Annotated in this window: 16 protein-coding genes, 9 tRNA genes, 1 rRNA gene and 2 pseudogenes (1 of these 28 running past the window's edge); 24 read left to right on the forward strand and 4 right to left on the reverse strand. The window is 56.7% G+C overall.

All coding sequences use genetic code 11. The features are described 5' to 3' along the window. The 22 genes from THECO_RS01600 to THECO_RS20880 form a co-directional block, all read left to right on the forward strand. Positions 1–2,384 (forward strand): 23S ribosomal RNA (locus THECO_RS01600); it begins 575 nt to the left of the window's first position. Positions 2,385–2,471: 87 nt separating this feature from the next. Then, positions 2,472–2,547, forward strand: a tRNA-Asn gene (locus tag THECO_RS01605). Positions 2,548–2,550: 3 nt separating this feature from the next. Continuing rightward, positions 2,551–2,626 (forward strand) — tRNA-Thr (locus THECO_RS01610). 24 nt (positions 2,627–2,650) lie between these two features. Next, positions 2,651–2,725, forward strand: a tRNA-Glu gene (locus THECO_RS01615). A 40-nt stretch (positions 2,726–2,765) separates the two neighbouring features. Continuing rightward, positions 2,766–2,840, forward strand: a tRNA-Gln gene (locus tag THECO_RS01620). A 6-nt stretch (positions 2,841–2,846) separates the two neighbouring features. Beyond that, positions 2,847–2,922, forward strand: a tRNA-Lys gene (locus THECO_RS01625). 9 nt (positions 2,923–2,931) lie between these two features. Beyond that, positions 2,932–3,014 (forward strand) — tRNA-Leu (locus tag THECO_RS01630). 133 nt (positions 3,015–3,147) lie between these two features. Beyond that, a tRNA-Gly gene (locus tag THECO_RS01635) sits at positions 3,148–3,222 on the forward strand. Positions 3,223–3,231: 9 nt separating this feature from the next. Then, a tRNA-Arg gene (locus tag THECO_RS01640) sits at positions 3,232–3,308 on the forward strand. A gap of 7 nt (positions 3,309–3,315) precedes the next feature. Then, positions 3,316–3,389: transfer RNA gene (locus tag THECO_RS01645), tRNA-Gly, on the forward strand. A gap of 157 nt (positions 3,390–3,546) precedes the next feature. After that, positions 3,547–6,354: a phosphoenolpyruvate carboxylase gene (ppc, locus tag THECO_RS01650; protein ID WP_015253331.1), complete on the forward strand. Its 2,808-nt coding sequence runs from the start codon at positions 3,547–3,549 to the stop codon at positions 6,352–6,354. 58 nt (positions 6,355–6,412) lie between these two features. Continuing rightward, positions 6,413–6,979: an RNA polymerase sigma factor SigW gene (gene sigW / locus THECO_RS01655; RefSeq protein ID WP_086010538.1), complete on the forward strand. Its 567-nt coding sequence runs from the start codon at positions 6,413–6,415 to the stop codon at positions 6,977–6,979. A gap of 109 nt (positions 6,980–7,088) precedes the next feature. Then, entirely contained in the window at positions 7,089–7,709 is a 621-nt protein-coding gene (locus THECO_RS01660) for a zf-HC2 domain-containing protein (protein WP_015253333.1), read from the forward strand. A gap of 136 nt (positions 7,710–7,845) precedes the next feature. Then, the gene (gene cdaA / locus THECO_RS01665; protein WP_015253334.1) at positions 7,846–8,682 is read left to right on the forward strand and encodes a diadenylate cyclase CdaA; all 837 of its coding nucleotides are present in this window, start codon (positions 7,846–7,848) and stop codon (positions 8,680–8,682) included. After that, on the forward strand, positions 8,675–9,928 hold the full coding sequence (locus THECO_RS01670) for a CdaR family protein (protein ID WP_015253335.1): 1,254 nt from the start codon (positions 8,675–8,677) through the stop codon (positions 9,926–9,928). The genes cdaA and THECO_RS01670 overlap by 8 nt, the downstream gene beginning before the upstream one ends. Before the next feature lie 116 nt (positions 9,929–10,044). Then, complete coding sequence (gene glmM / locus THECO_RS01675; protein ID WP_015253336.1) at positions 10,045–11,385, forward strand: phosphoglucosamine mutase; 1,341 nt, start codon at positions 10,045–10,047, stop codon at positions 11,383–11,385. A 575-nt stretch (positions 11,386–11,960) separates the two neighbouring features. Then, positions 11,961–13,793, forward strand: a complete 1,833-nt coding sequence (glmS, locus tag THECO_RS01680) for a glutamine--fructose-6-phosphate transaminase (isomerizing) (protein WP_015253337.1) — start codon at positions 11,961–11,963, stop codon at positions 13,791–13,793. 489 nt (positions 13,794–14,282) lie between these two features. After that, on the forward strand, positions 14,283–14,660 hold the full coding sequence (tnpA, locus tag THECO_RS20875) for an IS66 family insertion sequence element accessory protein TnpA (protein WP_408646059.1): 378 nt from the start codon (positions 14,283–14,285) through the stop codon (positions 14,658–14,660). Beyond that, positions 14,654–15,007, forward strand: coding sequence for an IS66 family insertion sequence element accessory protein TnpB (gene tnpB / locus THECO_RS01685; protein WP_015253339.1), 354 nt, complete (start codon positions 14,654–14,656; stop codon positions 15,005–15,007). Before tnpA ends, tnpB begins: the two co-directional genes overlap by 7 nt. A gap of 70 nt (positions 15,008–15,077) precedes the next feature. Beyond that, positions 15,078–16,655 (forward strand): IS66 family transposase, encoded by a 1,578-nt coding sequence (gene tnpC, locus THECO_RS01690; protein ID WP_041853745.1) that lies wholly within the window; start codon positions 15,078–15,080, stop codon positions 16,653–16,655. 263 nt (positions 16,656–16,918) lie between these two features. Further along, positions 16,919–18,145 (forward strand): IS110 family RNA-guided transposase, encoded by a 1,227-nt coding sequence (locus tag THECO_RS01695; RefSeq protein WP_015253341.1) that lies wholly within the window; start codon positions 16,919–16,921, stop codon positions 18,143–18,145. 194 nt (positions 18,146–18,339) lie between these two features. Beyond that, a complete protein-coding gene (locus THECO_RS20880; protein WP_232427722.1) occupies positions 18,340–19,185 on the forward strand; it encodes a glycosyltransferase family 2 protein in 846 nt (281 codons plus the stop codon). Between the two features lie 12 nt (positions 19,186–19,197). On the opposite strand, the gene THECO_RS01700 is transcribed toward THECO_RS20880, so the two are convergent. After that, positions 19,198–20,499, reverse strand: coding sequence for an IS1380 family transposase (locus tag THECO_RS01700; protein ID WP_015253342.1), 1,302 nt, complete (start codon positions 20,497–20,499; stop codon positions 19,198–19,200). A 104-nt stretch (positions 20,500–20,603) separates the two neighbouring features. Here THECO_RS01700 and THECO_RS01705 point away from each other — a divergent pair. Beyond that, positions 20,604–21,266 (forward strand): annotated as a pseudogene (locus tag THECO_RS01705) (glycosyltransferase); the annotation flags it as partial. A gap of 130 nt (positions 21,267–21,396) precedes the next feature. Here THECO_RS01705 and THECO_RS01710 read toward each other — a convergent pair. Next, positions 21,397–22,065 (reverse strand): annotated as a pseudogene (locus THECO_RS01710) (IS3 family transposase); the annotation flags it as partial. A 422-nt stretch (positions 22,066–22,487) separates the two neighbouring features. Between THECO_RS01710 and fosX the strand changes: the two are divergent. Then, positions 22,488–22,901: a FosX/FosE/FosI family fosfomycin resistance hydrolase gene (fosX, locus tag THECO_RS01715; protein ID WP_015253343.1), complete on the forward strand. Its 414-nt coding sequence runs from the start codon at positions 22,488–22,490 to the stop codon at positions 22,899–22,901. On the opposite strand, the gene THECO_RS01720 is transcribed toward fosX, so the two are convergent. Together THECO_RS01720 and THECO_RS01725 are read right to left on the reverse strand one after the other, a co-directional pair. Beyond that, positions 22,898–23,503, reverse strand: a complete 606-nt coding sequence (locus tag THECO_RS01720; RefSeq protein ID WP_015253344.1) for a response regulator transcription factor — start codon at positions 23,501–23,503, stop codon at positions 22,898–22,900. The genes fosX and THECO_RS01720 overlap by 4 nt on opposite strands. Then, the gene (locus tag THECO_RS01725) at positions 23,500–24,633 is read right to left on the reverse strand and encodes a sensor histidine kinase (RefSeq protein ID WP_015253345.1); all 1,134 of its coding nucleotides are present in this window, start codon (positions 24,631–24,633) and stop codon (positions 23,500–23,502) included. The genes THECO_RS01720 and THECO_RS01725 overlap by 4 nt, the downstream gene beginning before the upstream one ends. Between the last annotated feature and the right edge of the window lie 6 nt (positions 24,634–24,639).

Below are 24,639 nucleotides of genomic sequence, written 5' to 3' on the forward strand. Positions count from 1 at the left end.
AAGAAGTCAGAGCCCTATGACGCTTTCCTTCGGAAACGTCACGGGTAATGGCGTGCCTTTTGTAGAATGAACCGGCGAGTTGCGTTTGCGTGCAAGGTTAAGGCGGGGAGCCGAAGCCGGAGCGAAAGCGAGTCTGAAGAGGGCGAATGAGTACGCAGGCGCAGACCCGAAACCGGGTGATCTACCCCTGTCCAGGGTGAAGGTTCGGTAACACGGACTGGAGGCCCGAACCCACGAGCGTTGAAAAGCTCGGGGATGAGGTGGGGGTAGCGGAGAAATTCCAATCGAACCCGGAAATAGCTGGTTCTCCCCGAAATAGCTTTAGGGCTAGCCTCGGGTGTAGAGTAGCGGAGGTAGAGCACTGATAGGGTGCGGGGCCTGCCAAGGGTTACCAAGTCTTGTCAAACTCCGAATGCCGCATACTTGCTGCCCGGGAGTCAGACCATGAGTGCTAAGATCCATGGTCAAGAGGGAAACAGCCCAGATCATCAGCTAAGGCCCCCAAGTGCGTGTTAAGTGGGAAAGGATGTGGAGTTGCAAAGACAACCAGGATGTTGGCTTAGAAGCAGCCACCATTCAAAGAGTGCGTAATAGCTCACTGGTCGAGTGACTCTGCGCCGAAAATGTAACGGGGCTAAACACGCCGCCGAAGCTATGGGTACGCGCACGTTCGTGCGCTGCGGTAGGGGAGCGTCGGGTACGCGTTGAAGTCAGACCGGAAGGACTGGTGGAGTGTACTCGAGTGAGAATGCCGGTATGAGTAACGAAAAGATGGGTGAGAATCCCATCCGCCGAAAGCCTAAGGTTTCCTGAGGAAGGTTCGTCCGCTCAGGGTTAGTCGGGGCCTAAGGCGAGGCCGAAAGGCGTAGTCGAAGGACAACAGGTTGATATTCCTGTACCACCGTAAGCCGCTGAAGAGCGATGGGGTGACGCAGAAGGACAGTGACGCGGACTGCTGGAATAGTCCGTCCAAGCAGCGAGGCTGGCGCACAGGCAAATCCGTGCGTCACAAGGCTGAGCTGTGACGGGGAGGGAAACTTGTAGTACCGAAGGTCATGCGTTCTGGCTGCCGAGAAAAGCCTCTAGCCAGGCGAAGGTGCCCGTACCGCAAACCGACACAGGTAGGCAAGCAGAGCATGCTGAGGCGCGCGGAAGAACTCTCGTTAAGGAACTCGGCAAAATGACCCCGTAACTTCGGGAGAAGGGGTGCCCCGGTAGGGTGAATAGCCCGAGGGGGCCGCAGTGAAAAGGCCCAAGCGACTGTTTAGCAAAAACACAGGTCTGTGCGAAGCCGCAAGGCGAAGTATACGGGCTGACGCCTGCCCGGTGCTGGAAGGTTAAGGGGAGCGGTTAGGTTTAGGCCGAAGCTGTGAACCGAAGCCCCAGTAAACGGCGGCCGTAACTATAACGGTCCTAAGGTAGCGAAATTCCTTGTCGGGTAAATTCCGACCCGCACGAATGGCGTAACGACTTGGGCGCTGTCTCAACGAGAGATCCGGTGAAATTTTAGTACCTGTGAAGATGCAGGTTACCCGCGACAAGACGGAAAGACCCCATGGAGCTTTACTGCAGCTTGATATTGGACTTTGGTACGGTCTGTACAGGATAGGTGGGAGCCTGGGAAGCCGGAGCGCCAGCTTCGGTGGAGGCGCCGTTGGGATACCACCCTGATCGTATCGAAGTTCTAACCTGGCGCCGTGATCCGGTGCAGGGACCGTGTCAGGCGGGCAGTTTGACTGGGGCGGTCGCCTCCCAAAGCGTAACGGAGGCGCCCAAAGGTTCCCTCAGAATGGTTGGAAATCATTCGGAGCGTGTAAAGGCAGAAGGGAGCTTGACTGCGAGACTGACAAGTCGAGCAGGGACGAAAGTCGGGCTTAGTGATCCGGTGGTACCGAATGGAAGGGCCATCGCTCAACGGATAAAAGCTACCCTGGGGATAACAGGCTTATCTCCCCCAAGAGTCCACATCGACGGGGAGGTTTGGCACCTCGATGTCGGCTCATCGCATCCTGGGGCTGAAGTAGGTCCCAAGGGTTGGGCTGTTCGCCCATTAAAGCGGTACGCGAGCTGGGTTCAGAACGTCGTGAGACAGTTCGGTCCCTATCTGTCGCGGGCGCAGGAAATTTGAGAGGAGCTGTCCTTAGTACGAGAGGACCGGGATGGACGTACCGCTGGTGTACCAGTTGTTCCGCCAGGAGCACCGCTGGGTAGCCAAGTACGGACGGGATAAGCGCTGAAAGCATCTAAGCGCGAAGCCCCCCTCAAGATGAGATTTCCCACTGTAAAGGTAAGACCCCTGGAAGATGACCAGGTTGATAGGTTCGAGGTGGAAGCGCGGCAACGCGTGAAGCTGACGAATACTAATCGGTCGAGGGCTTATCCTAAACACCATCAGCTTGATTCAACATTTCATTCGCATCCGGTTTTCAGGGTGCAAATTTTCCTGTATAATGGAATACACACCCCCTCATTCCCCGATAGCTCAGTCGGTAGAGCACTCGGCTGTTAACCGAGTTGTCACAGGTTCGAGTCCTGTTCGGGGAGCCACACGCTCTCATAGCTCAGTTGGTAGAGTGCATCCATGGTAAGGATGAGGTCACCGGTTCGATCCCGGTTGAGAGCTCCAGCTTTTTTTCTCCTTCTCTTTTGTGGCCCGTTGGTCAAGGGGTTAAGACACCTCCCTTTCACGGAGGTAACAGGGGTTCGAATCCCCTACGGGTCACCATCTTTTTTTTTGCTCCGCTGCACCCAAGCAGCGTTTTTGATGGGGATTAGCCAAGCGGTAAGGCAACGGACTTTGACTCCGTCATTCCTAGGTTCGAATCCTAGATCCCCAGCCACGTTATGAGCCATTAGCTCAGTTGGTAGAGCACCTGACTTTTAATCAGGGTGTCGTAGGTTCGAGTCCTACATGGCTCACCATCAGCCCGTGCGCGTATGGCGGAATTGGCAGACGCACTGGATTTAGGTTCCAGCGGGCAACCGTGGGGGTTCAAGTCCCTCTACGCGCACCATCTGCCTGCCGCCTGTGAGTGCGCATACCGATTGCAGATGTTTGTGACAAACCATTTGCAATCACCCTGAAAACCTGATATATTTGTTGTTGCCGCTTCGATGAAGTCATCGGAAATCACGGCAGCATAATCTGCGGACGTGGCTCAGCGGTAGAGCATCGCCTTGCCAAGGCGAGGGTCGCGGGTTCGATTCCCGTCGTCCGCTCCATTTCTTTATGTGCCCATAGCTCAGCCGGATAGAGCGTTTGACTACGAATCAAAAGGTCGGGAGTTCGAATCTCTCTGGGCACGCCACTTTTCCGCGGGTGTAGTTCAATGGTAGAACTCCAGCCTTCCAAGCTGGTAGCGTGGGTTCGATTCCCATCACCCGCTCCATAACAGCGCATATCGGAAACTCCTTACGGTTGGTAAGGAGTTTTTTCTATGCCCGGACTTCATCGGAAGCCCGTTTTGTTGTATGATGGAGAGAGTGAGTTTTTATACGGATGCTGCGCTTGCGGCGCAGTGCGCATGAACAGTCAGGAGGAAAGGTATGTCCGATCAAGCCGCAACCCAAACGGCTCAGAGCCGCCCCCAGGTCAGCAGCCTGCTGAGGCGGGATGTCCGCTATCTGGGCAATATCCTGGGTGAAGTGCTCGTGCACCAGGGCGGACAGCAGCTGCTCGAAGTCGTCGAACGCATCCGCGAGATGAGCAAGACACTCCGCGCGTCGTTCGACCCGAAGCTGCATGAGGAGTTCAAACAGCTCGTGGAATCGCTCAATCCGGAGATTCGGCATCAGGTGATCCGGGCGTTCGCGATTTATTTTCAGCTCGTCAATATTGCGGAACAGATTCACCGGATTCGGCGCAAGCGGGATTATGAGCGTTCGGCGGGCGCAGCCGTGCAGCCGGGCTCCATCGAGAGCGCAGTGAAGGATCTGAAGGAACGCGGCGTTCCGGTCGAGATCGTTCGGGAAATGATCAAAGGCATTTCGCTCGAGCTTGTCATGACCGCGCATCCGACCGAGGCGACAAGACGCGCCGTGCTCGACATTCACAAACGGATGGCCTGCGACGTGCTGGAACTGGACAATCCGACGCTGACGAACCGCGAGCGCGAGCGTCTGCGGGACAAACTGCTCAACGAAGTGCTGACCCTCTGGCAGACGGACGAGCTTCGCAGCCGCAAGCCGACCGTCCTCGACGAAGTGCAGAACGGGCTGTTCTATTTCGATCAGACGCTGTTCGATGTGCTGCCTGACGTCTATGAGGAGCTGGAGCGCTGCCTGGACAAATATTATCCGGGCGAACGCTGGCATGTGCCGACGTATCTCCGCTTCGGTTCGTGGATCGGCGGCGACCGGGACGGCAATCCGTCCTGCACGTCGGATGTAACGTGGGAGACGTTCAACCGGCATCGTCACCTTACGGTGTCGAAGTACCGCGCGGAACTGCGCAAGCTGATGTCGCTGCTCAGCTTCAGCACGAGCATCGTGAAGGTGTCGGAAGAGCTGATCGAGTCGATCCGCCGGGATTGCGAGGCGATCGGAGATCTGGCGAACCTGGACCGGTGGCGCAACGACAAGGAGCCGTACCGGATCAAGATCGGCTATATGCTGCAGAAGCTGGCGAACATGAAGCGCGAAGAGCTGAAAGGCACGCCGGCCCGCTACAACAGCGCCGAGGAACTGAAGCAGGATCTGAAGATCATCGACCGGAGCCTGCGCTACCATTTCGCCGATTATGTCGCCGATACCCATATCCGCAAGCTGATCCGCCAGGTGGAACTCTTCGGTTTCCATCTGACGACGCTCGATATTCGCCAGCACAGCAAGGAGCATGAGAATGCGATTGCGGAGATTCTGGCGAAAATGAAGATAACGCCGGATTATGCGGCGCTGGATGAAGAAGAGAAAATCCGGCTGCTGGATCAGCTGCTGAACGATCCGCGGCCGCTGACGTCGCCGCATATCGAGTATTCGGATTCAACCCGCGAATGTCTGAACGTCTTCCACACCGTCTATCGCGCGCAGCAGGAATTCGGCGTGGACTGTGTGCGCAGCTACCTGATCAGCATGACGCAGGGCGCGAGCGACATGCTTGAAGTGCTGCTGTTCGCCAAGGAAGTCGGCCTGTTCCGCCGGGACGAGGACGGCAAGGTCGTCTGCACGCTGCAGCCGGTGCCGCTGTTCGAGACGATCGACGACCTGCATGCCGCGCCGGGGATCATGCAGCGCGTCTTCGATCTGCCGATTTACCGCGCATCCGTCGAAGCGATGGGGCAGCTGCAGGAAATCATGCTCGGCTACTCCGACAGCAACAAGGATGGCGGCGTCGTGACGGCGAACTGGGAGCTGCGCGTCGCGCTGAACGAGATCACGGAGACGGGCAATCGCTACGGCGTGAAGCTGAAATTCTTCCACGGCCGGGGCGGCGCGCTCGGACGCGGCGGCATGCCGCTCAATTACAGCATTCTCGCGCAACCGCCGCATACGATCGGCGGAGGCATCAAGATTACGGAGCAGGGCGAGGTGCTTTCGTCCCGCTACGCGATGCAAGGCATCGCCTACCGCAGCCTCGAGCAGGCGACCAGCGCGCTGATCACCGCGGCCCGGCTCGCGAAGTATCCCGAGCAGAACAGCGACAAGAACGCGGAGTACGAGTCGATCGCGAAGGAACTGTCGGAACGGGCGATGAAGAAGTATCAGGATCTCATTTTCCGCGATCCGGACTTCCTGACGTTCTTCAAGGAGTCGACCCCGCTGAACGAGATCGGCGAGCTGAACATCGGTTCACGGCCTTCGAAGCGGAAGAACAGCGACCGTTTCGAAGATTTGCGCGCCATTCCGTGGGTGTTCGCCTGGACGCAGAGCCGTTTCCTGCTGCCGGCCTGGTACGCCGCGGGCACGGCGATGGCGGAGTATGTCGGCGGCGACGAGGCGAAGCTGGATAAGCTGCGCCGCGCCTATGTGGAGTTTCCGTTCTTCCGCACGCTGATCGACAACCTGCAGATGGCGCTGGCCAAGGCCGACATGCATATTGCCAAAGAGTATGCCGGCATGATCAAGGATCCGGCCATTCGGGACCGCATCTTCGGCATGATCGAACGGGAATACGAGCTGACGACCGAGATGATCCTGCGCGTGACGGGCCAGAAGGAAATTCTGGACAACGTGCCGATCATTCAGGAATCGATCCGGCTGCGCAATCCGTACGTCGATCCGCTCAGCTATCTTCAAGTGCAGCTGCTCACCGAACTGCGCGCGCTGCGCGTCCGCGGGGAAGACGATCCCCATCTGCTGCGCGAAGTGCTGCTGACGATCAACGGCATTGCGGCCGGTCTCCGGAATACGGGCTGATGCGGCCGGCATGCGGCTGTAACGGGAATGCCGGTTGGAAGGCAGGGAACAAGGAATCGTGATACCGATCGAAGCGCGCCTGGCGCGCAAGGCGCTGAAGGGCGATCAGCAGGCGTTCGCCGAGATCGTCGGACTTTATCAGGATAAGCTGTATCATATGGCCTTCCGGATGCTGGGCAGCCGCCAGGAGGCGGAGGACGTCGTACAGGAGGCGTTCCTGCGCGTCTACCGCAATCTGGACCGGTACGACGAAGGGATGAAGTTCTCCACATGGATCTACCGGATTGCGACGAACCTGTGCATCGACCGGCTGCGGAAGCGTAAGGCGACCTACTCGCTTGACGCTGAATCCACCGAACACGAAGGACTGGACGGTTACGCGGTCATCCCGAGCGACGATCGCACGCCGGAAAGCGAAATGCTGCTGTCGGAGACGCAGCGGATCGTCCGCCAGGCGATCGATACATTGCCGGCGAAATACAAGTCCGTCATGGTGCTCCGTTATTTGCACGGCTTGTCGCTTCAGGAGATCGGCGAAGTGCTCGACATGCCGGTGACGACGGTGAAAACGCGGGTGCATCGGGGAAGGGAGTATCTGCGGAAGAAGCTGGAGCGCAAACTGTGAGCGGGGCGAAATTTCCGCGGGATGAATTTTGAAACCTTGCCCTGATCGATACGTATTGTATAGAAAAATTATGCAAACATGCGTTGAACTCAGAAGGAAGGGACTGGCCATGAATTGCGCACAAGCCTCCAGACTCATGCACGAGTATTTTGATGGCGATCTGGCGCATGAGGATGCGTCCGAGCTGAAGGCGCATCTGGGCGGCTGTCCGGAATGTCGGGAACGATTCAACGATTATGAGCGGACCGAAGGATTCCTGCATATGGCGCTTGCCGCGCCCGTCGGGCGTACCGAAGCCGATCGGGCGGCCTTGACGGACCGCATCCTGAAGAGCGTTCCCGGGCGTCGCAGCAGACGGCTCGCACGGTGGCTGCGGCAATACCCGGGCGTTACGGTGGCGGCCATGCTCAGCCTCGTCCTGCTGGCCAGCTTCATCGCTTCGTGGGAACAGGACCAGGAGATGGTCGTCAGAGGCAGCGATCTGTCGCAGATCGTCATCGAAGGGAACAAGGTGGTCGTGCCGGAAGGCGCGCGGGTCGACGGGGATTTGATCATCGAGAACGGCGAGGCGGTCGTAGTCGGCGAGATACGCGGGAATTTGACGGTGATCGACGGGTCGGTCAACATGGCTTCGACGGCGAAGGTGATCGGCGAAGCGCGGGAGATCAATCAGGCGCTCGACTGGATCTGGTACAAGCTGAGAAGCACGGTTATCGATCTTGCTTCATGACTCTGGAAACGCCCTCCATCGCCGGAGGGCACTTTTTTTTGACAAGTTGGAGGATTTGCGTTACGTTATCTAGAAATCCTATAAGTTGAAGCAGACGATCGGAGCGGGCCTGTGTACGGTCGTAGGGGGCGGATCCGTGAGTTATTTTCAGGACATGACATGGAACGATTGGATCAAGGATATCATCGACATTGCCATCGTCAGCTTTATCATCTACCAGCTCATCATGATCGTACGCGGCACGCGGGCTGTCCAACTGCTCAAGGGTATTCTCGTCCTCGTCGCAACGTGGGCGGTCAGCACCTGGTTCAATCTGTACACGCTGAAATGGCTCATGAATCAGATGTTCACGTTCGGGGTCGTCTCCGTGCTGATCATTTTCCAGCCGGAGCTGCGCCGGGCGCTTGAACAGCTCGGCCGGGGCAAGATTTTCGCGCGGTCGACGCTGGTTAACCGCGATGTGACGGATCAAATCGGCGAAGTAATTAAGGCCGTTAATTATTTGGCACGTCGAAAGATCGGGGCGTTAATCGTCTTCGAACGGGAAACGGGGCTGATCGAGTACACCGAGTCCGGCACGATGCTGGAGGCGCGGATCAGTTCCGAGCTGCTGATCAACCTGTTTACGCCGAACACGCCGCTGCATGACGGCGCCGTCGTCATCCGGGGCAGCCAGGTGGCGGCCGCGGGCTGTTACCTGCCGCTGTCGGAGAACCCGTTCATCAGCAAGGAACTCGGCACCCGTCACCGCGCCGCGATCGGGCTGACGGAAGTGACCGACGCGGTGGCGATCATCGTCTCGGAGGAGACGGGGCAGGTTTCGCTGTCGGTCGGAGGCATGATCGTGCGCGACATCAATGAGGAGTCGCTGATCTCCAAGCTGTTCCAGGAGCTCACGCCGCATCAGGCGGTGGAGAAACGCCGTTCGAAGTTCGCCTTCTGGAACCGGAAGGAGGATTCCTCGAATGGATAAATGGCTCAGCAACCCGACAGTGCTCAAGATCCTCTCGGTCGTGATCGGCATCCTGCTGTTCGCCGTCGTTCATTTCGATCCGGAGTCGCCACCGAATCAGGTGGCGTCCACGATCGACACCCGCGAATTCACGGCGGTGAAAGTCGGCACGCGCGGTCTCGATCCGGAGACGCAATATCTGCGTTCGATCGAGCCAAGCACGGTGCAGCTGCTCGTCGAAGGGCGGCTCGCCGACCTGATGTCGGCCGTACCCGATGTATGGGTGGATGTGTCCGGTCTTGGCGAAGGCGTGCACGATCTCGTCGTCCGGTATGACCTTCCGGGCCGCGTCCAGCTTCGCTCGATTTCGCCGACGCGGGTCAAGGTGGACATCGTGCCGGTGCAGACGAAGGAATTTGAAGCTATTATCCGGACGGAAGGAACGCCCGCGAACGGCTACAAGGTCGCGGAACCGATCGTGAAGCCGAACAACCGGGTGTTCGTGCAGATGCCGAAGGATCAGCTGAACACCGTCGCCTATGTCGGCGCGGTGATCAATGTCGAAGGCGTCGAATCGAATGTGGTTGAACAGAAGGTGCGGCTTGCCGCATACGATGAGAACGGCAACGAGATCGAAGGGGCCGTGCTTACCCCGAACGTGGTCGAAGTGGAAGTGCCGATCACGAAGCCGTACAAGAAGCTGCCGCTTGAAATCCGCTTCACCGGACGGCTGCCGATCGGCATGAGCATCGCCTCGTTCAAGCCGTCGACGGACACGGTCACGGTCTACGGGCCGCAGGAGACGCTTGACAAGATGGAATATTTCGACGGCGTGACGCTCAATCTGTCGACGGTTCAGCGCTCGGGCACGGTCACGCTCGATCTCGATCCGGGCCGCGATCTGGCACAGATCGAACCGAAACAGATCGAAATCGCGATTGAGCTCGAACCGTCCGAGACGATCACGCTGCCGCAGATCGCCATCACGACGGCCGGCCTTGCCGAAGGCATGAAGGCGCGGATCCTGGAGCCGGAGGGAGGCACCGTCGATCTGAACGTGACGGGAGCGCCGAGCGTGCTGGCCGATCTGACGGCGAAGGACGTGCAGGTGATCGCCGACCTGAACGGGCTGCCGACGGGAAAGCACACGATCGTGCTCGACGTGCATTTGCCGCAGTTCGTCACACAGTCGTATCCGCAGCAGCTCAGGGCGACCGTGGAGATCACAGACGGCACGGAGGAAGACGCGGCCGGCGAATCCCGTTAGACCGGGGATCAAGGATCGGGCATTGCATGTTCGGCGAAGATGGTCCGAACGAAGGGATGGCCCGACCGGCGCCCCGCGCTGAAGCATGACAGGGAGAAGGAGACAGGGACGAATTCATGGGGAAATATTTTGGAACGGACGGCGTGCGCGGCGTCGCGAATCGCGAGCTGACGCCCGAACTCGCGTATAAAATCGGCCGCTGCGGCGGCTATGTGCTGGCGGGCAAGGCGGATAAGCCGAAGGTTGTCATCGGCATGGACACGCGCATCTCGGGGCCGTTGCTCGAGGCGGCGCTGACCGCCGGGCTCCTCTCGATCGGCGCGGACGTCATCCGGCTGGGCGTCGTGACGACGCCGGCTGTCGCCTGGCTGACGAGGCTGCTCGGCGCCGATGCGGGCGTCATGATTTCGGCGTCGCACAATCCGGTGGCGGACAACGGAATCAAGTTCTTCGGCGCGGATGGCTACAAGCTCTCCGACGAGACGGAGCTCGAGATCGAGCGGCTGCTCGACGCCGAGCGGGATGAGCTGCCCCGCCCGGAAGGCGGCGGCATCGGCACCGTCACGACGGACGATGAGGCGAAGTACCGCTATCTCGAATATTTGAAGACGACGGTGAAACATTCGTTCAAGGGGCTGCGCATCGTCATGGACTGCGCGCACGGCGCGGCCTACGAGCTGGCTCCGCGCATTTTCCGCGAGCTGGGCGCCGAAGTGATCACGGTCGGCGCTTCGCCTGACGGGCTGAACATCAACGACGGCGTCGGATCGACGCATCCGGAGCATCTGATCGCCCAGGTGAAGGCGCACGGCGCGGACCTGGGGTTGTCCTACGACGGCGACGCGGACCGGCTGATCGCGGTCGACGAGACCGGCGCCGAAGTGGACGGCGACTTCATCCTGCTCATCTGCGGCGAGGCGATGCGGAAGGCCGGCAAGCTTAAGGCGGATACGATCGTCACGACGGTGATGGCGAACATCGGCTTCTTCAAAGCGGCCGAATCGCTCGGGCTGAAGACGTCCCGCACGGCGGTCGGCGACCGGTACGTCATGGAGGAGATGCGCCGCGGCGGGTTCAACCTGGGCGGGGAGCAATCCGGGCATGTCATTTTCCTCGATTACAATACGACGGGGGATGGCATTCTCACTTCGCTGCAGCTCGTCGATACGCTTGTCGCTTCCGGCAAAAAGCTGAGCGAGCTGAAGACGATCATGCGCAAATTTCCCCAGGTGCTCGTCAACGTGCGGGTCGCGGATAAATCCAGGTTCAAGGACAACGAAGCGATCGCGAAAGCGGTGGCGGCGGCCGAAGCGGAACTCGGCGACAGCGGCCGGGTGCTCGTCCGTCCGTCGGGCACGGAATCGCTCATCCGCGTCATGGCGGAAGGGCCGGACGAAGCCCAGGTGGCGGCCCATGTCGAACGGATCGCGGCCGTGGTGAAAGCGGAGCTGGGATAAGGAAAATGGACGGAGGCAGCCGGAACTCCCCGCGGAGTTCACGGCTGTTTTCATTTTGCGGATTTTCCGTCGGATTCGGGGGCGGCCGCAGCGCTTCGACAATTCTAGCCGTTGCATTCTGTCATGAAAATGCATATGATAGGGATTATAATTCGGGAAAGAAAGCGAGGGTAGTGAGTCCAACGATTCAAGCGCCAGAACTTGCGGGCCCGTGCTGCTGCCGGCCGTCATCGTCATCCGCGGGAAGCGGGGATTTCGGCATGGCGGTGCGGCGGCGAGGCGGGCGGCAAGTTGACGAGGCGGGGGTGTTCGAAGTTTTCGGCGGGGACCCTCCGGCTGCATCCGTTCCAGCCGTCAAGCCGGGAAGGAAAACGACCGGGCGACCGGTCCGACAAAGGTCTCGGCAGAGCGGACCATTACGATCCAGGACAAGGCATTCATGCCGTTTATCACCCTGAATGCCCCGTTGCCGGTTCGTCATGCGGCATGGGCATCACAATCGAATAGACGCACATGCACATGCGTTCCGGACCCGGAGGCTTTCGGGGGATCCCGAATAGCGGAGGTACGAACGAATGTGCGGAATTGTTGGATATATCGGTAATCGGAACACGCAGGAGATTCTGCTCGAAGGCTTGAAGAAGCTCGAATACCGGGGGTACGACTCGGCGGGCATCGCCGTTCACACCGGCGACCGGCTGGAGATTCGCAAGGCGAAGGGCCGGCTCGCCGTGCTGGAGGAGAAGCTGAAGGACGCGCCGCTCACGGGCTCGGTCGGCATCGGTCATACGCGCTGGGCGACGCACGGCAAGCCGTCGGACATCAACTCCCATCCGCATACGGACAATTCGCGCAAATTTACGGTTGTGCACAACGGCATCATCGAAAATTATCTCGAACTGCGCGAAGAGCTGTCGATTGCGGGCCATACGTTCGTGTCGGAGACGGATACGGAAGTCGTGTCCCACCTGATCGCCGACGAGTATGACGGCGACATCGTGAAGGCGGTGCAGCGGGCGGTGAAGCGGATGCGCGGCGCGTTCGCGCTCGGCGTCCTGACGGAGTACGAACCGGATCGCCTCGTGGCGGTGCGGTACGCGAGCCCGCTCATCATCGGCATCGGCAAAGGCGAGAACTTCATCGGTTCGGACATTCCGGCGATTCTCGAGCATACGCGTGAGGTGTACATTCTCGAGGACGGCGAGATGGCCGTGCTGACGAAGAACAGCGTCGAAGTGATGACGATCGAAGGTCAGCCCGTGGCCAAGGACGTCTTCCATGTCGACTGGGACCTGATGACGGCGGAGAAAGCCGGTTACGAGCACTTCATGCTGAAGGAAATTCACGAGCAGCCGAAGGCGTATCGCGACACGATGGGATCGCGCATCTCGCCGGACGGCCGGCGGGTCGTGCTGCCGGAACTCAAGATGACGGAAGGCGACATCCGGAACATCCGCAGAGTGCACATCGTCGCCTGCGGAACGGCGCTGCACGCCGGACTCGTCGGCAAGCACGTCATCGAGAGCCTGGCGCGTATTCCGGTGGAGGCGGACGTCGCTTCCGAATACCGATACCGCAATCCGATTATAACGCCGGACACGCTGGTCATCGTCGTCAGCCAGTCCGGCGAGACGGCCGACACGCTGGCGGCGCTGCGCGAAGCGAAGCGCGCGGGCGCGCGCGTGCTGGCCATCACGAACGTCGTCGGCAGCTCCGTCGCCCGCGAGGCGGATGACGTCATCATCACGTGGGCGGGACCGGAGATCGCCGTCGCATCGACGAAGGCGTACACGACGCAGCTCATCGCATTCTATCTGTTCGGGCTCTATCTCGCGCAGACGCTGGGCACGAAGGATGAAGCGTTCATCGCGTCGGTCATCGCCGCTTTGAAGGAGCTTCCGGCGCAGGTGGAAGACATTCTGGAGCATTCCGCCGTGCTGAAGCAAATCGCGGAGTCGATGGCGAAGCACAGCAGCCTGTTCTTCATCGGCCGCGGCATCGACTGGGCGGTCGCGCAGGAAGGCTCGCTGAAATTGAAAGAAATCTCGTACATCCACTCCGAGGCGTACGCGGCCGGCGAGCTGAAACACGGCACGCTGGCGCTGATCGAAGACGGTACGCCGGTCATCGCGCTCGTGACGCAGGAAGACCTGTACGAGAAGACGCTGAGCAACATCAAGGAAGTGAAGGCGCGCGGCGCCCGCGTGCTCGGCCTGGTGAACCGGAGCAACAAGGACGAGGTCGCGAAGTCGGTCGACGAGCTGTTCGCGATCCCGGACACACTCCCGCTCCTCACGCCGGCGCTGTCGGTCGTGCCGTTGCAGCTCATCGCGTATTACGCGTCGCTCGCGCTCGGCCATGACGTGGATAAGCCGCGGAATCTGGCGAAGAGCGTGACGGTGGAGTAACGCGACAGCCGAGCGCGATCCTGTTGTAGACAGCTAATAAATCCCGTCCTGAGAAAATAAAATCTGTCCAAGGAAAATAAAAAATGTCCAAGAAGCCGAGCGTGGTTAGGGTTTTGCCCTGATTCATGCTTGGCTTTTCTGTTGATAGGGGGACAGGGTATAGGGCGGAAAGGGTTGAGGGATCAGGCTTTTTCCCCATATACCCTCCCTCCTTGATCCCCCTAATCCCTCTTCCCTAAATCCCCTCAAAACATTTCCCTGGACATTTCCCAACGTTCCATTTTCGTGCTCCCTGCCGCCTTTTTGACTAGTTTCTTCCAAATGGACGGACACTTTTTATTTCCCTGGCATTTTGTACCAACTGGCTCCTCAAATCCCGAAAACCCTTGTGCGGTAATGGATTGGAGGCTTTGGTGGGGCTAAAGTGGGATGGACATGAATTATTTGTAAGCGTCAAACCTTCCCCACCTTCAACGCCCCGCAACATCCATGCGAAAATGGAGGCAATCCACTCAAACAGGAGGTTGCCTCATAACTCCCCGAGAACAACGCCGTCAATTCTGGGCCGCGCGCATTGCCGACTATCGCGCCAGCGGCATGACCATGTCCGCCTGGTGCGCCGCCAATCATTGCACCCTCGATCAACTGAAGTACTGGCTCTACAAGGCGAAAAAGTTGCCGCCCTCTCCTTCTTCGCCATCCCCCAACCGCTGGGTGCCGCTTACAGTTGCCGACGGCCATCCGAAATCTGACGTCTCGTCCTTTCTGGCGGTTTGCGTTGGAAAAGCGCGGATCGAACTTCATGCCGGCTTCGACCCCGGTCTGCTCCGCGAAGTCGTTCGTGCGTTGGGTGAAGCATCATGCTGACGCTAGCCGGAGTCCAGCGCGTTTATCTGGCCTCTGGGCCGACCGATCTGCGCAAGTCCATCGACTCTCTGGCCGCGCTCGTTCAGGAAAGCTTCGGCCTGGACCCGTTCTCGCCGTGCCTGTTCGTGTTTTGCAACCGCGAGCGCAACAAGCTCAAGATCTTGTCTTGGGAACACAACGGGTTCTGGCTGTTCTACCGCCGTCTCGAACGCGGGACGTTCAAGTGGCCAAACGGCCATGAAGGAACGCTCACCGTCACCAGCCGCCAGCTTCGCTGGCTGCTCGACGGACTTGAACTGAGCCAGCGGCAGGCGCATCCCAACGTCACGGCTCAAGCGGTCATTTAGCGCAAAAACGTTCACCGTTTCACCACATCTTGCAGCAGGCATCAAGGCCGGCTTGTCGAAATGCTAACGTATGGAAAATCGAGCGGATCATCCCACCCTTACCATCGAAGAATATGCGACACAGCTTGCCAGGCTGGAGCAGCAAGTGGCCGAACTTTCGGCCAAACTTAAATGGTACGAAGAGCAGTTCCGGCTGGCGCAGAAGAAGCGCTTTGGCGCCTCAAGCGAAAAGACGCATCCGGATCAGTTGGCATTCGATCTGTTCAACGAAGCGGAAGTGCTTGCCACGCCCGAAGGCGAGGAGCCGCCGACGGAGAAGATCACGTACGAGCGCCGCAAGCCAACCGGCAAGCGCGAAGCCAGGCTGGACCATCTGCCGATCGAGACGGTGACGTACGAGCTTGGCGAGGACGAGCGGGTCTGCTCGTGCTGCGGCGGTACGCTTCATGAGATGAGCACCGAAACACGCAATGAAATTGAGATCATCCCGGCACAGGCGAAAGTGGTGCGGCATGTGCGCAAGGTATATGCCTGCCGTCGCTGCGAGCGCGAGGAGATCCGCACGCCGATCGTGACCGCTCCGATGCCGAAACCCGTCTATCCGGGCAGCCTCGCTTCTCCTTCGAGTATGGCATATGTCATGACGCAGAAGTACGTGGACAGCCAGCCGCTGTACCGGCAGGAGCAGCAGTTTGCCCGTCTGGGGCTTTCGATCTCGCGGCAGACGCTGGCGAACTGGATGATGTACGGCGCAACGTGGCTGTCGCCGCTTGTGGACCGCATGCGCGAGCATTTGCTGAAGCAGGACATTCTGCATGCGGACGAGACGACGCTTCAGGTGCTGCGCGAGCCGGGCAAATCGGCCGAGACGCAGTCGTATCTGTGGCTGTATCGGACCGGGCGAACGGGCCCGCCGATCGTCCTGTACGACTACAAGCCGACGCGAAACGGGGCGCATCCGCGAGCGTTTCTTTCGGGATTCAAGGGCTACCTGCACGTCGACGGGTATTCCGGCTACCACAAGGTGCAAGGCGTCACGCTCGTCGGATGCTGGGCCCATGCGCGCCGCAAGTTCGACGAGGCGCTGAAGGCATTGCCCGCCGGACAATCGAAAACCGAAACGGCCGCCCATCAGGGACTTGCGTTCTGCAATGAGCTCTTTGCAATTGAGCGGGAGCTTAAGGACGCGTCGCCGGAAGAACGCCATGCCGTCCGAATGGAGCGAAGCAAGCCCATTCTGGAGGCTTATTTGGCATGGCTTCAAAAGCAGCGGTCCCGTACGCTGCCGAAAAGTCTGCTGGGACAGGCGATCGCGTACAGCCTGAACCAGTGGGACAAGCTGACGGCCTTCCTGAAAGACGGACGTCTGGAGCTTGACAACAACCGCAGCGAGCGGTCGATCAAGCCGTTCGTGATTGGACGCAAGAACTGGCTGTTCGCCAATACGCCTCGTGGCGCAAAGGCCAGCGCGACGATCTACAGCGTGATTGAAACGGCGAAAGAGAACGGGCTGAACCCGTTCCAATACTTGAAGTATCTGTTTGAGCAGCTTCCACAGCTTCCGGATCCGAAAGATCCGGAGGCACTGGACCGCCTTTTGCCCTGGTCGTCATCGTTGCCGCTGACTTGCCGAGCGCCTCAATCATAAACCAATGTATCATAGCCCTCATCTGATTGACAGGTGGGGGCTATTTGACGCTTACGAAAATGGGCGAATGTGGTACAATATTCCTGCGGCTGGTGGAGGGGGGGCGTTGTTTCTTGGTGCTGCGAGCCCGACTCTTAGACGGACCCCAACGACCAGGTGCACCACAGATTGTCGCTCCTTCGGGAAGCACGCGGGATAGAATGGCCCATGTGTGGTCGTTGCACCAGCCCTCAATCGACAAAGCCGCAAGGAGATTGTCCATCATGGATGTCGTCTACAGCCATGTCTGTGGACTGGATGTCCACAAAAAGACGGTCGTGGCCTGCATTATCACGCCGGACGAGAAAGAAATCCGCACATTCTCGACCATGACCGACGATCTGTTGCAGATGGTGGACTGGATCAAGAGCAAAGGTTGCACCCACGCCGCCATGGAAAGCACCGGTTCCTACTGGAAACCCGTCTATAACCTGTTGGAGACGGAAGAGATTCAAACCTTGGTCGTCAATGCGCAGCATATCAAGCATGTTCCCGGACGAAAAACCGATGTGAAGGATGCCGAGTGGATCGCTTCGTTGCTCCGGCATGGATTGCTCCGAGGCAGCTTCATTCCGCCGCGTGATCAACGGGAGCTTCGCGAGTTGATCCGATACCGCCGTAGTCTGATCGAGGAGCGGGCACGAGAAGTCAACCGGATTCAGAAAGTGCTGGAAGGCGCCAACATCAAACTGTCGTCGGTAGCCAGCGATATTCCGGGCAAATCGGCGCGTGCGATGATCGAAGCGCTGATAGCCGGTAACGTTGATCCGGAATCCTTGTCGGAGTTGGCACTTCGGCGTCTGAAGAACAAGAAAGTGGATCTCCAGCGCGCGCTCAAAGGACTGATCGGCCCGCACCAACGGTTGATGCTCCAAACCCAACTGCGGCACGTCGATGAACTGGACGCGCTGATTCAACAGTTGGACGAGGAGATCAAGAGGCGGATGCTCCCTTTTGAGGAAGACCTGGAGCGGCTGGACACCATTCCCGGGGTGGCCCGGCGGACGGCGGAACAAATTGTCGCTGAAACGGGTACCGACATGAGCCGCTTTCCGTCTGCCGCTCATTTGTGTTCGTGGGCGGGGTTGGCTCCAGGGAACAACGAAAGTGCTGGGAAACGAAAGTCCGGGCGAACGACCAAAGGGAATCCGAAGCTTCGGAGCGCTCTCATTGAGGCGGCACGGGCAGCAGTCCGAACGAAACACACGTATCTGTCCAGTCTATATCATCGCATTGCCGCCAGACGAGGGGCCAATCGGGCGGCTGTGGCGGTGGCCCATCGGATCCTGACCATCGTCTACCATCTGCTAAAGGAAAAACAGGTCTACAACGAACTGGGGCCTCATTATTACGAAGAACGCCGGCGTGAACAGATGGCCCGACAAGCGATACGGAAGTTGGAAATGTCAGGATATGACGTTATGGTAAAAGAACGGGAGCAAACCGCATAATCCCCTATCATTTTCCAATTTGAAGCGATGTAACGGTGGGTTGGCCTTTTTGTGCTTTTTAGCGACTATTATTTTCGGGATAGATTCTATGTAGCATTATAATCTGTCATTTGCTAATTTTTTCACTCTTGGTTATCATGATGATTTAGGTGTAATCATATAGGCCTAACATAGGGACCATAGGGGGAGTTATCGTGAATTTACCGTTGCAGCCAAATTTATCTCCACGAAATACTTTTTATGTGCCAGTGGTTGCCAAATTTTTAATCAGTCATGGATTTGCGGCGTTGTGGATGGTTGTATCCGTATATGTTTCTCTTCCTTGGCTCTATGATTTGGCTGATGTGATTACATTTCCCGTGGCTTTATTGATTATTGGGGGAATCGCTTATATTCCTGGATATCTGAATGCTTTTCTTGTTATCAGTCTGATTTTGGATCGACAGCCTCCATTTAAAACAGAATGGCCTTACGAACCTGTTACTATATTAATTGCTTGTCGAAACGAAGAAAATAAAATTGTCAATACACTGCACTATATTAAAAATCAAGATTACCCTGGAGATATTCATGTCGTTCTTATTGATAATGGTTCAATAGATCGAACATCTGAAGAGGCAAAAATAACTGCTGAATGTTTAGGTCTTTCCTTGCGCATCATTCGGGAAGAAGTTCCTGGAAAGTTTAATGCGTTAAATACAGGCTTAAAGGAAGTAAACACTCGTTATGTGATTACTCTGGATGCAGACACACTTTTGCATCAGTCGGCAGTTCGTTATCTTGTTTCTCGGATATTAAGTGCTCCTGATGACGTTTGTGCTGTCGCAGGAGCTGTATTGGTGCGTAACAGTCGAAAAAATTGGTTGACCAAAATTCAACCTAAATTTCGAAAGCCCGTAATATCAAACGCTGTATATAGTGGAACTGCCAAACTAGCTGTAAGAATGTGGCGATTTCCCAGTTCGTTCGGTTCAAGTCAACATTATGTGGATACACTTTCCCCCTCCCCAATGAAGAGGCTGCGATTTCTTCCATGTTAAATTTAGGGGTTTTCATTCCAAAAGTGCGATCCTGGCTTCTATTCGTTGCCATGCATACCGGTTTGCAAAGTCTTTCGCCAGCTTGAGAATGATGTTGCGGCTATGCCGAATAATCGTTGCTGCGCAATGGAAGAACTCTAATCGGAACCGTGCGATTGTGTAACCTTGATGTACCGGTTCGCAGCAGCTTCGCTTGAATCGCTCGAACAAATTGTAGGCGAGTAATTTGATCAACAAGTCGAGTTCATTCGCCTCAAATTCGCTCGTCGCAATTCTATCAATGGAGAAGCCGTTCTTCGCTTCCTTGATATAGTTCTCCATGCAACAGCGTTGGTTGTAGAAGCGCCACAGATCAAGCGGCTCCCATTCGAGATTGGTGACGATCGCTTCGTATTGCCAATCCGAATCGAACACCATGCGGGTCTGGCCTTCATCGACGATGTGTGCCTTGCGAACAATCGCTACGCGGCGCGCCTTCTCCCAAGATGTCGCTTTGTAGATGATCGTAATCCCTTCGATGATCCAGTCTTCATCGACGAATCGTTTCCAGTACCGGCAGGCTGCGACTTGTTCTGCAAGGCGCTTTGTCCATTTCAACTTTCCGACGTAACCGATTCCTTTGCCTCCCCACAGGCCGTAGAAATCTTCACCGCCGAAGCCCTTATCGAACCTCGCGTACTTCACCGGATGCTCCCTCAGCAGTTCGAAGGTTTGGTGAAGAAAAGCTGACGCATCCGTGGAGGAGTGCGTATTGCCCGAACGTAGAACGGCATTCAAACATAGACGAGACTGTCCTTCGAAGGCCAGCAAAGGATGATAACTCTTACGGCCGGGCTTATGCGGGTTCGTGCCTTTAGCCGCTCCGCCCTGATCGCCATATACGGTTTCAACGGTGGAGTCAAGGTCCAGAATGAGAGCCTCTGGTAAACAAGGTCCAATGATTTCCTGATTGAGCGACCGCAGCTCAGTCAACAAGTTCGGGTGCGATTTGCTAAGACGCGACAACTCTTTGTATAACAGCGAATGGTGCGGACAGCGTCCACCGAGAAACCGCTTTAGAAGCGAGTCTTGCTGTAGCTTGCGGAAATGGAAGAGGCGTTCGCAGCCGAGCATCCAGCCGACGACGAGATAAAGCAGAATACGGTAGACGGGGAACAGCGAGTTGTTTGCTTTCATGCATGACAGCCTTTGTAAAGCAGCGGCAAACTTGATTTTTTCGAGGTATTCCAGGAAGATTTTGATGCCGCCGAAATTGGTCGCGTTCTGTAGGGAAAATTCGGTCTTGATTTTGCTGATGGGTGTGGTAGACTTCACCTAAAAGGTGCTCCTCTCTTTGGGTGTAGTGTTCTCGATAAACACCATTCTACCAAAGATTTGGGCACTTTTTTATGTTTTCATAGGATCGCACTTTCGAAATTCAGGTTCAAGAATGGGACTATTTCTTAGGGATCGCTTCAATCAAGCGTTTGCAAGGTTTATATCAGGGCACATTGGTTGCACAAGGTGCCTATAGCATCTACAAGACAGATGCACTAAAAGAGGTGGGAGGGTGGCCAGACGCAATTGGTGAAGATATTGTGCTCACTTGGAGCTTTTTAAGGAACGGATGGAAAGTTTATTTTGAACCTCTTGCCGTCGCGTTTACTGATGTCCCCGAAACTTTAACATATTACATTAAGCAACGCTCGCGTTGGGCTCGGGGTATGATTGAAGCTCTCAGAGTGACGAAACCTTGGCAACAACCCATTTTATTTGTCAAATATTTAACTGGTGTCAATCTGATTATGCCGTATCTTGATTTCACGTATACTTTTTGTTGGATTCCTGGTCTGGTACTTGCATTTTTTGGTGTTTACTGGATTGTCGGACCAATGACGATATTGGTGTTACCATTGACATTGTTGAGTTATTATCTTTTGTATATCTTTCAGAAATCTGTATTCCAAAAACTTAACTTACGTATTCGAAAAAACATCTTGGGTTTCTGGCTTTTTGTATTATGTTACCAGATGATTCTTTCCCCCGTGTCTGTCTGGGGGTATATTCAGGAAGTGTTATTGTTGAAAAGGGTTTGGAAGTAAGTCAAGCTGTCAACGACACCCGCAAGGTGTCGTTCGGACTGAAGACAAAATCCTTATGTTTCAGGCGAAACATGGGAGTTTGAGATAAGTGGACCTCTGTCAATAGATTGGACACATGGAATCGAGAAAATTACGCAACACAATCGTACATTTGTTCGCATTGAATGGGTGTGAGATACCCGATCGCCGAATGGACTCGTTTGCGATTGTAGAAAAACTCGATATATTCAAAAATCTTACTTTGCGCTTCCTTGCGGGTCTTGAACTTTTCCAGATAAACGAGTTCCTTTTTGAGTACGCTGTGGAACGATTCGATACAGGCGTTGTCGTAGCAGTTGCCCTTGCGGCTCATGCTGCCCTTCATCCCGTATTTTAGGAGCCGTTGTTGGTACTCATGGGAAGCGTATTGGCTGCCCCGATCGGAATGATGAAGAACCTTACCTTTGGGCCGCTGACGGCTGTAAGCCTGGTCCAGAGCTTGCAAGACCAGTTCCTTGGTCATTCGCTCGCCGGCGTGCCAGCCTACGATTTTGCGCGTGTACAAGTCCATCACGCTCGCGACATAAAGCCATCCCTCGTCTGTCGGAACGTACGTGATGTCTGCCATCCAGACTTGATGGGGAGCTTGTGCCGTGAACTGCTGGTTCAGCACATTGTCATGCACCGGCAGATGGTGGTTCGAGCTCGTCGTCGCCTTGTATTTCTTGACGGTGCGCGACTTGAGCCCCAACTCCTGCATGATGCGGGCGACTGTTTTCTCGGATACCCGAACGCCTTGCTGGCGCAGGACCTGAGTGATAAGAAATGGATCATCGACTCGTAATGACGCGGATGCAGCGCCAGATCCCGGACGATGGAAGTGACACCGAGATGATCGGAACGAACCATCAAACCGACAACGATGACAACGAACCACTCGAAGGCGGCGACGCGGGAAAAGCAAGCTCGAAATGCACATAGAACTTCATTCATCAATTTCAACATGGACTGGTCGATCGTAACGAAATCGGGTACACTATTCTTGTAACCCTCTCTTGCGATCTGATCTCCTTTCTGGTGTCGGAACCTTAAGGATACTACAGATTCGCTTGATTGGGTTATTTTGCTATGTGACGATTTTTCGATAAGAACTTTTCACTGTCCAGTCATTCACTTCACCGCAAAAAAAAAAAATCAGCATCAATGCTGATGCTTCGGTTTCGTGGGAGGGGAGGGAAAACATTGATTGAGGGGATCAGCCATATCACGTTCGTGGTCAAGGATCTGAACAGAACGGCGGCATTGTACAAAGAACTGTTCGATGCCGAAGAAGTCTATTGCAGCGGGGACAAGACCCATTCGTTGTATAAAGAAAAATTCTTCATCATCGGCGGACAGTGGATCGCCGTCATGGAAAGCGATGAAATCGTCAACCGCACCTACCACCACGTGGCGTTTAAAATCCGGGAAGAAGACGCGGAGCGCTGTCTCGCCAAAATCCAAGCACTGAACCTCGAAATGAAGCCGCCCCGGCCAAGGATCAAGGGAGAAGGGCTCTCCATCTATTTCTACGATTACGACAACAATCTGTTTGAATTGCACACCGGCACATTGGAGGAGAGGCTGTCCGCTTACAGGGAAGCGGACGGCGTCTAGAGCCACCCCTTGTCCATCGCCTTCTTCACCGCCTGGTGCCTGGACCGGGCCTCCAGCTTCTGAATCGCGGACGACAGATAGTTGCGCACCGTTCCTTTCGTCAGATAGAGGGAGCCCGCGATCTCGTCCGTCGTCTTGCCTTCCGCCGCCAGCTGCAGCACCTCGCGTTCCCGCTCCGACAGCGGATTTTCTTCCTTCTCGAAAAGAAACGCGGCAAGGTCGGGGCTGATGACCCTCTGTCCCCGATGGACTTTCCGGATGGCGTCCACCAGAAACTCGATGGGCTCGTCCTTGAGCAGATAGCCGTCCACCTTCAGCTCCATCGCCCGCTGCAGATAGCCCGGCCGGGAAAAGGTGGTGACGATCATGATCTTGCAGCCGAGCTGCTTCCGCTTGACCGCCTCCGCCACATCCAGACCGTTCAGGACGGGCATCTCGATATCCAGCAGGCAGATGTCGGGGCGGTGGGTCTGGATGGCGTCCAATGCTTGGCGTCCGTCCGGGACCTGGGCGACCACTTCGATGTCTTCCTCCAGCTGGATGAGCGACGCCAGGGCGCTGAGCAGCATCTGTTGATCTTCGGCGATGACGATGCAGATCATGAAGCTTCCTCCCCCGCGGGCTGCAACGGAATGGCAAGCGATATTTTGACGCCGCCGGCCGGCGACGGGCCGATGCGGGCTTCTCCCTGAAGCAGGCGCATGCGCTCTTCAATGGCCGCAAGGCCGTGGCCCTCCGCGGTCGGATCGTCCGTCAGGCCGATGCCGTCGTCTTCGATGTCCAGGCGGTACCACCCGTCGGCTACCCGCTCCGTAACCGCGCAATGTTTGGCCTGGCTGTGCTTTACGACATTGGTCAGACTTTCCCGGACGGCCAGGGCCAGCATCGTTTCCGTCACTTTGGTCAGGTTCGGCCTGTCCGCCGCTTTCCGGAAGTCGAACTGAATCCCCGCGCTGGCCAGCAGCGAACGGCCGAGCTCGATCTCCTGATCCAGGGACACGTACTTCATGTCCGTGACGAGATCGCGCACCTGCTTGAGCGCGAGGCGGGACGAGCGGACCACCTCCTGCATTTCCTGTCTGGCCCGCTCCGGATGTTTGTCCATCATGCGCATGGCGAGTTCGCTTTTGACTTTGATCATGGTCAGCGTCTGTCCCAGCGTGTCGTGCAGGTCCCGGGCCAGCCGGTGGCGTTCTTCTTCTTGTGCGTAGAGTGCGATGCGTTCGTTGGCGGAGGCCAGTTCGTGCTTGAGCGATTCGGATTTTTCCAGGATGCGCACGACGAACGGAATGGCCAGCTGCACGATCAGAAAGGGCAGATGGGCCGTATGGAGAAAATGGAACGCATCCCGGTGCAGAACGAAGTTGGTGACCGGATACATGGCGAAGATGGCGGCCATCCCGACCGCGAGATGTGATCCGGAGCGGACCCGGCCGAGAAAGTCGGCGAAGACGGTCGCGAAGAGCAGGATCCACGGGTTGTAGAAGACGGCGAACACCGTCATCAGCCCGCATCCGGCCGCCACGACCAGCAGCAGCCGCAGGCCTCTGTACCACAGCCCCATATAGAACAAGGCCAGAAAGAGCGCAAGCAAAAGGAAAGTGCCGAACCGTCCGACTGGACTGTCGGCTGTAAGCACCTGATAGAACAGAAAGACGCAAATGAAGATATCGATGATCAGATAACGCTGGATTTGACTCTCCGGGTAAATTCTGAACCGGAATCCGCTCATGCCGGT

Origin of the sequence: Thermobacillus composti KWC4 (genome assembly GCF_000227705.2) — a bacterium.
GTDB classification, from domain to species: Bacteria; Bacillota; Bacilli; order Paenibacillales; family Paenibacillaceae; genus Thermobacillus; species Thermobacillus xylanilyticus.

Coding starts and splice junctions, on each gene's coding strand:
- THECO_RS01695 (WP_015253341.1), top strand. CDS start 16,919: ATGGATGTCGTCTACAGCCATGTCTGTGGACTGGATGTCCACAAAAAG.
- tnpA (WP_408646059.1), top strand. CDS start 14,283: ATGCGAAAATGGAGGCAATCCACTCAAACAGGAGGTTGCCTCATAACT.
- THECO_RS01660 (WP_015253333.1), top strand. CDS start 7,089: ATGAATTGCGCACAAGCCTCCAGACTCATGCACGAGTATTTTGATGGC.
- glmS (WP_015253337.1), top strand. CDS start 11,961: ATGTGCGGAATTGTTGGATATATCGGTAATCGGAACACGCAGGAGATT.
- THECO_RS01720 (WP_015253344.1), bottom strand. CDS start 23,503: ATGATCTGCATCGTCATCGCCGAAGATCAACAGATGCTGCTCAGCGCC.
- THECO_RS01670 (WP_015253335.1), top strand. CDS start 8,675: ATGGATAAATGGCTCAGCAACCCGACAGTGCTCAAGATCCTCTCGGTC.
- glmM (WP_015253336.1), top strand. CDS start 10,045: ATGGGGAAATATTTTGGAACGGACGGCGTGCGCGGCGTCGCGAATCGC.
- THECO_RS01725 (WP_015253345.1), bottom strand. CDS start 24,633: ATGAGCGGATTCCGGTTCAGAATTTACCCGGAGAGTCAAATCCAGCGT.
- tnpB (WP_015253339.1), top strand. CDS start 14,654: ATGCTGACGCTAGCCGGAGTCCAGCGCGTTTATCTGGCCTCTGGGCCG.
- ppc (WP_015253331.1), top strand. CDS start 3,547: ATGTCCGATCAAGCCGCAACCCAAACGGCTCAGAGCCGCCCCCAGGTC.
- tnpC (WP_041853745.1), top strand. CDS start 15,078: ATGGAAAATCGAGCGGATCATCCCACCCTTACCATCGAAGAATATGCG.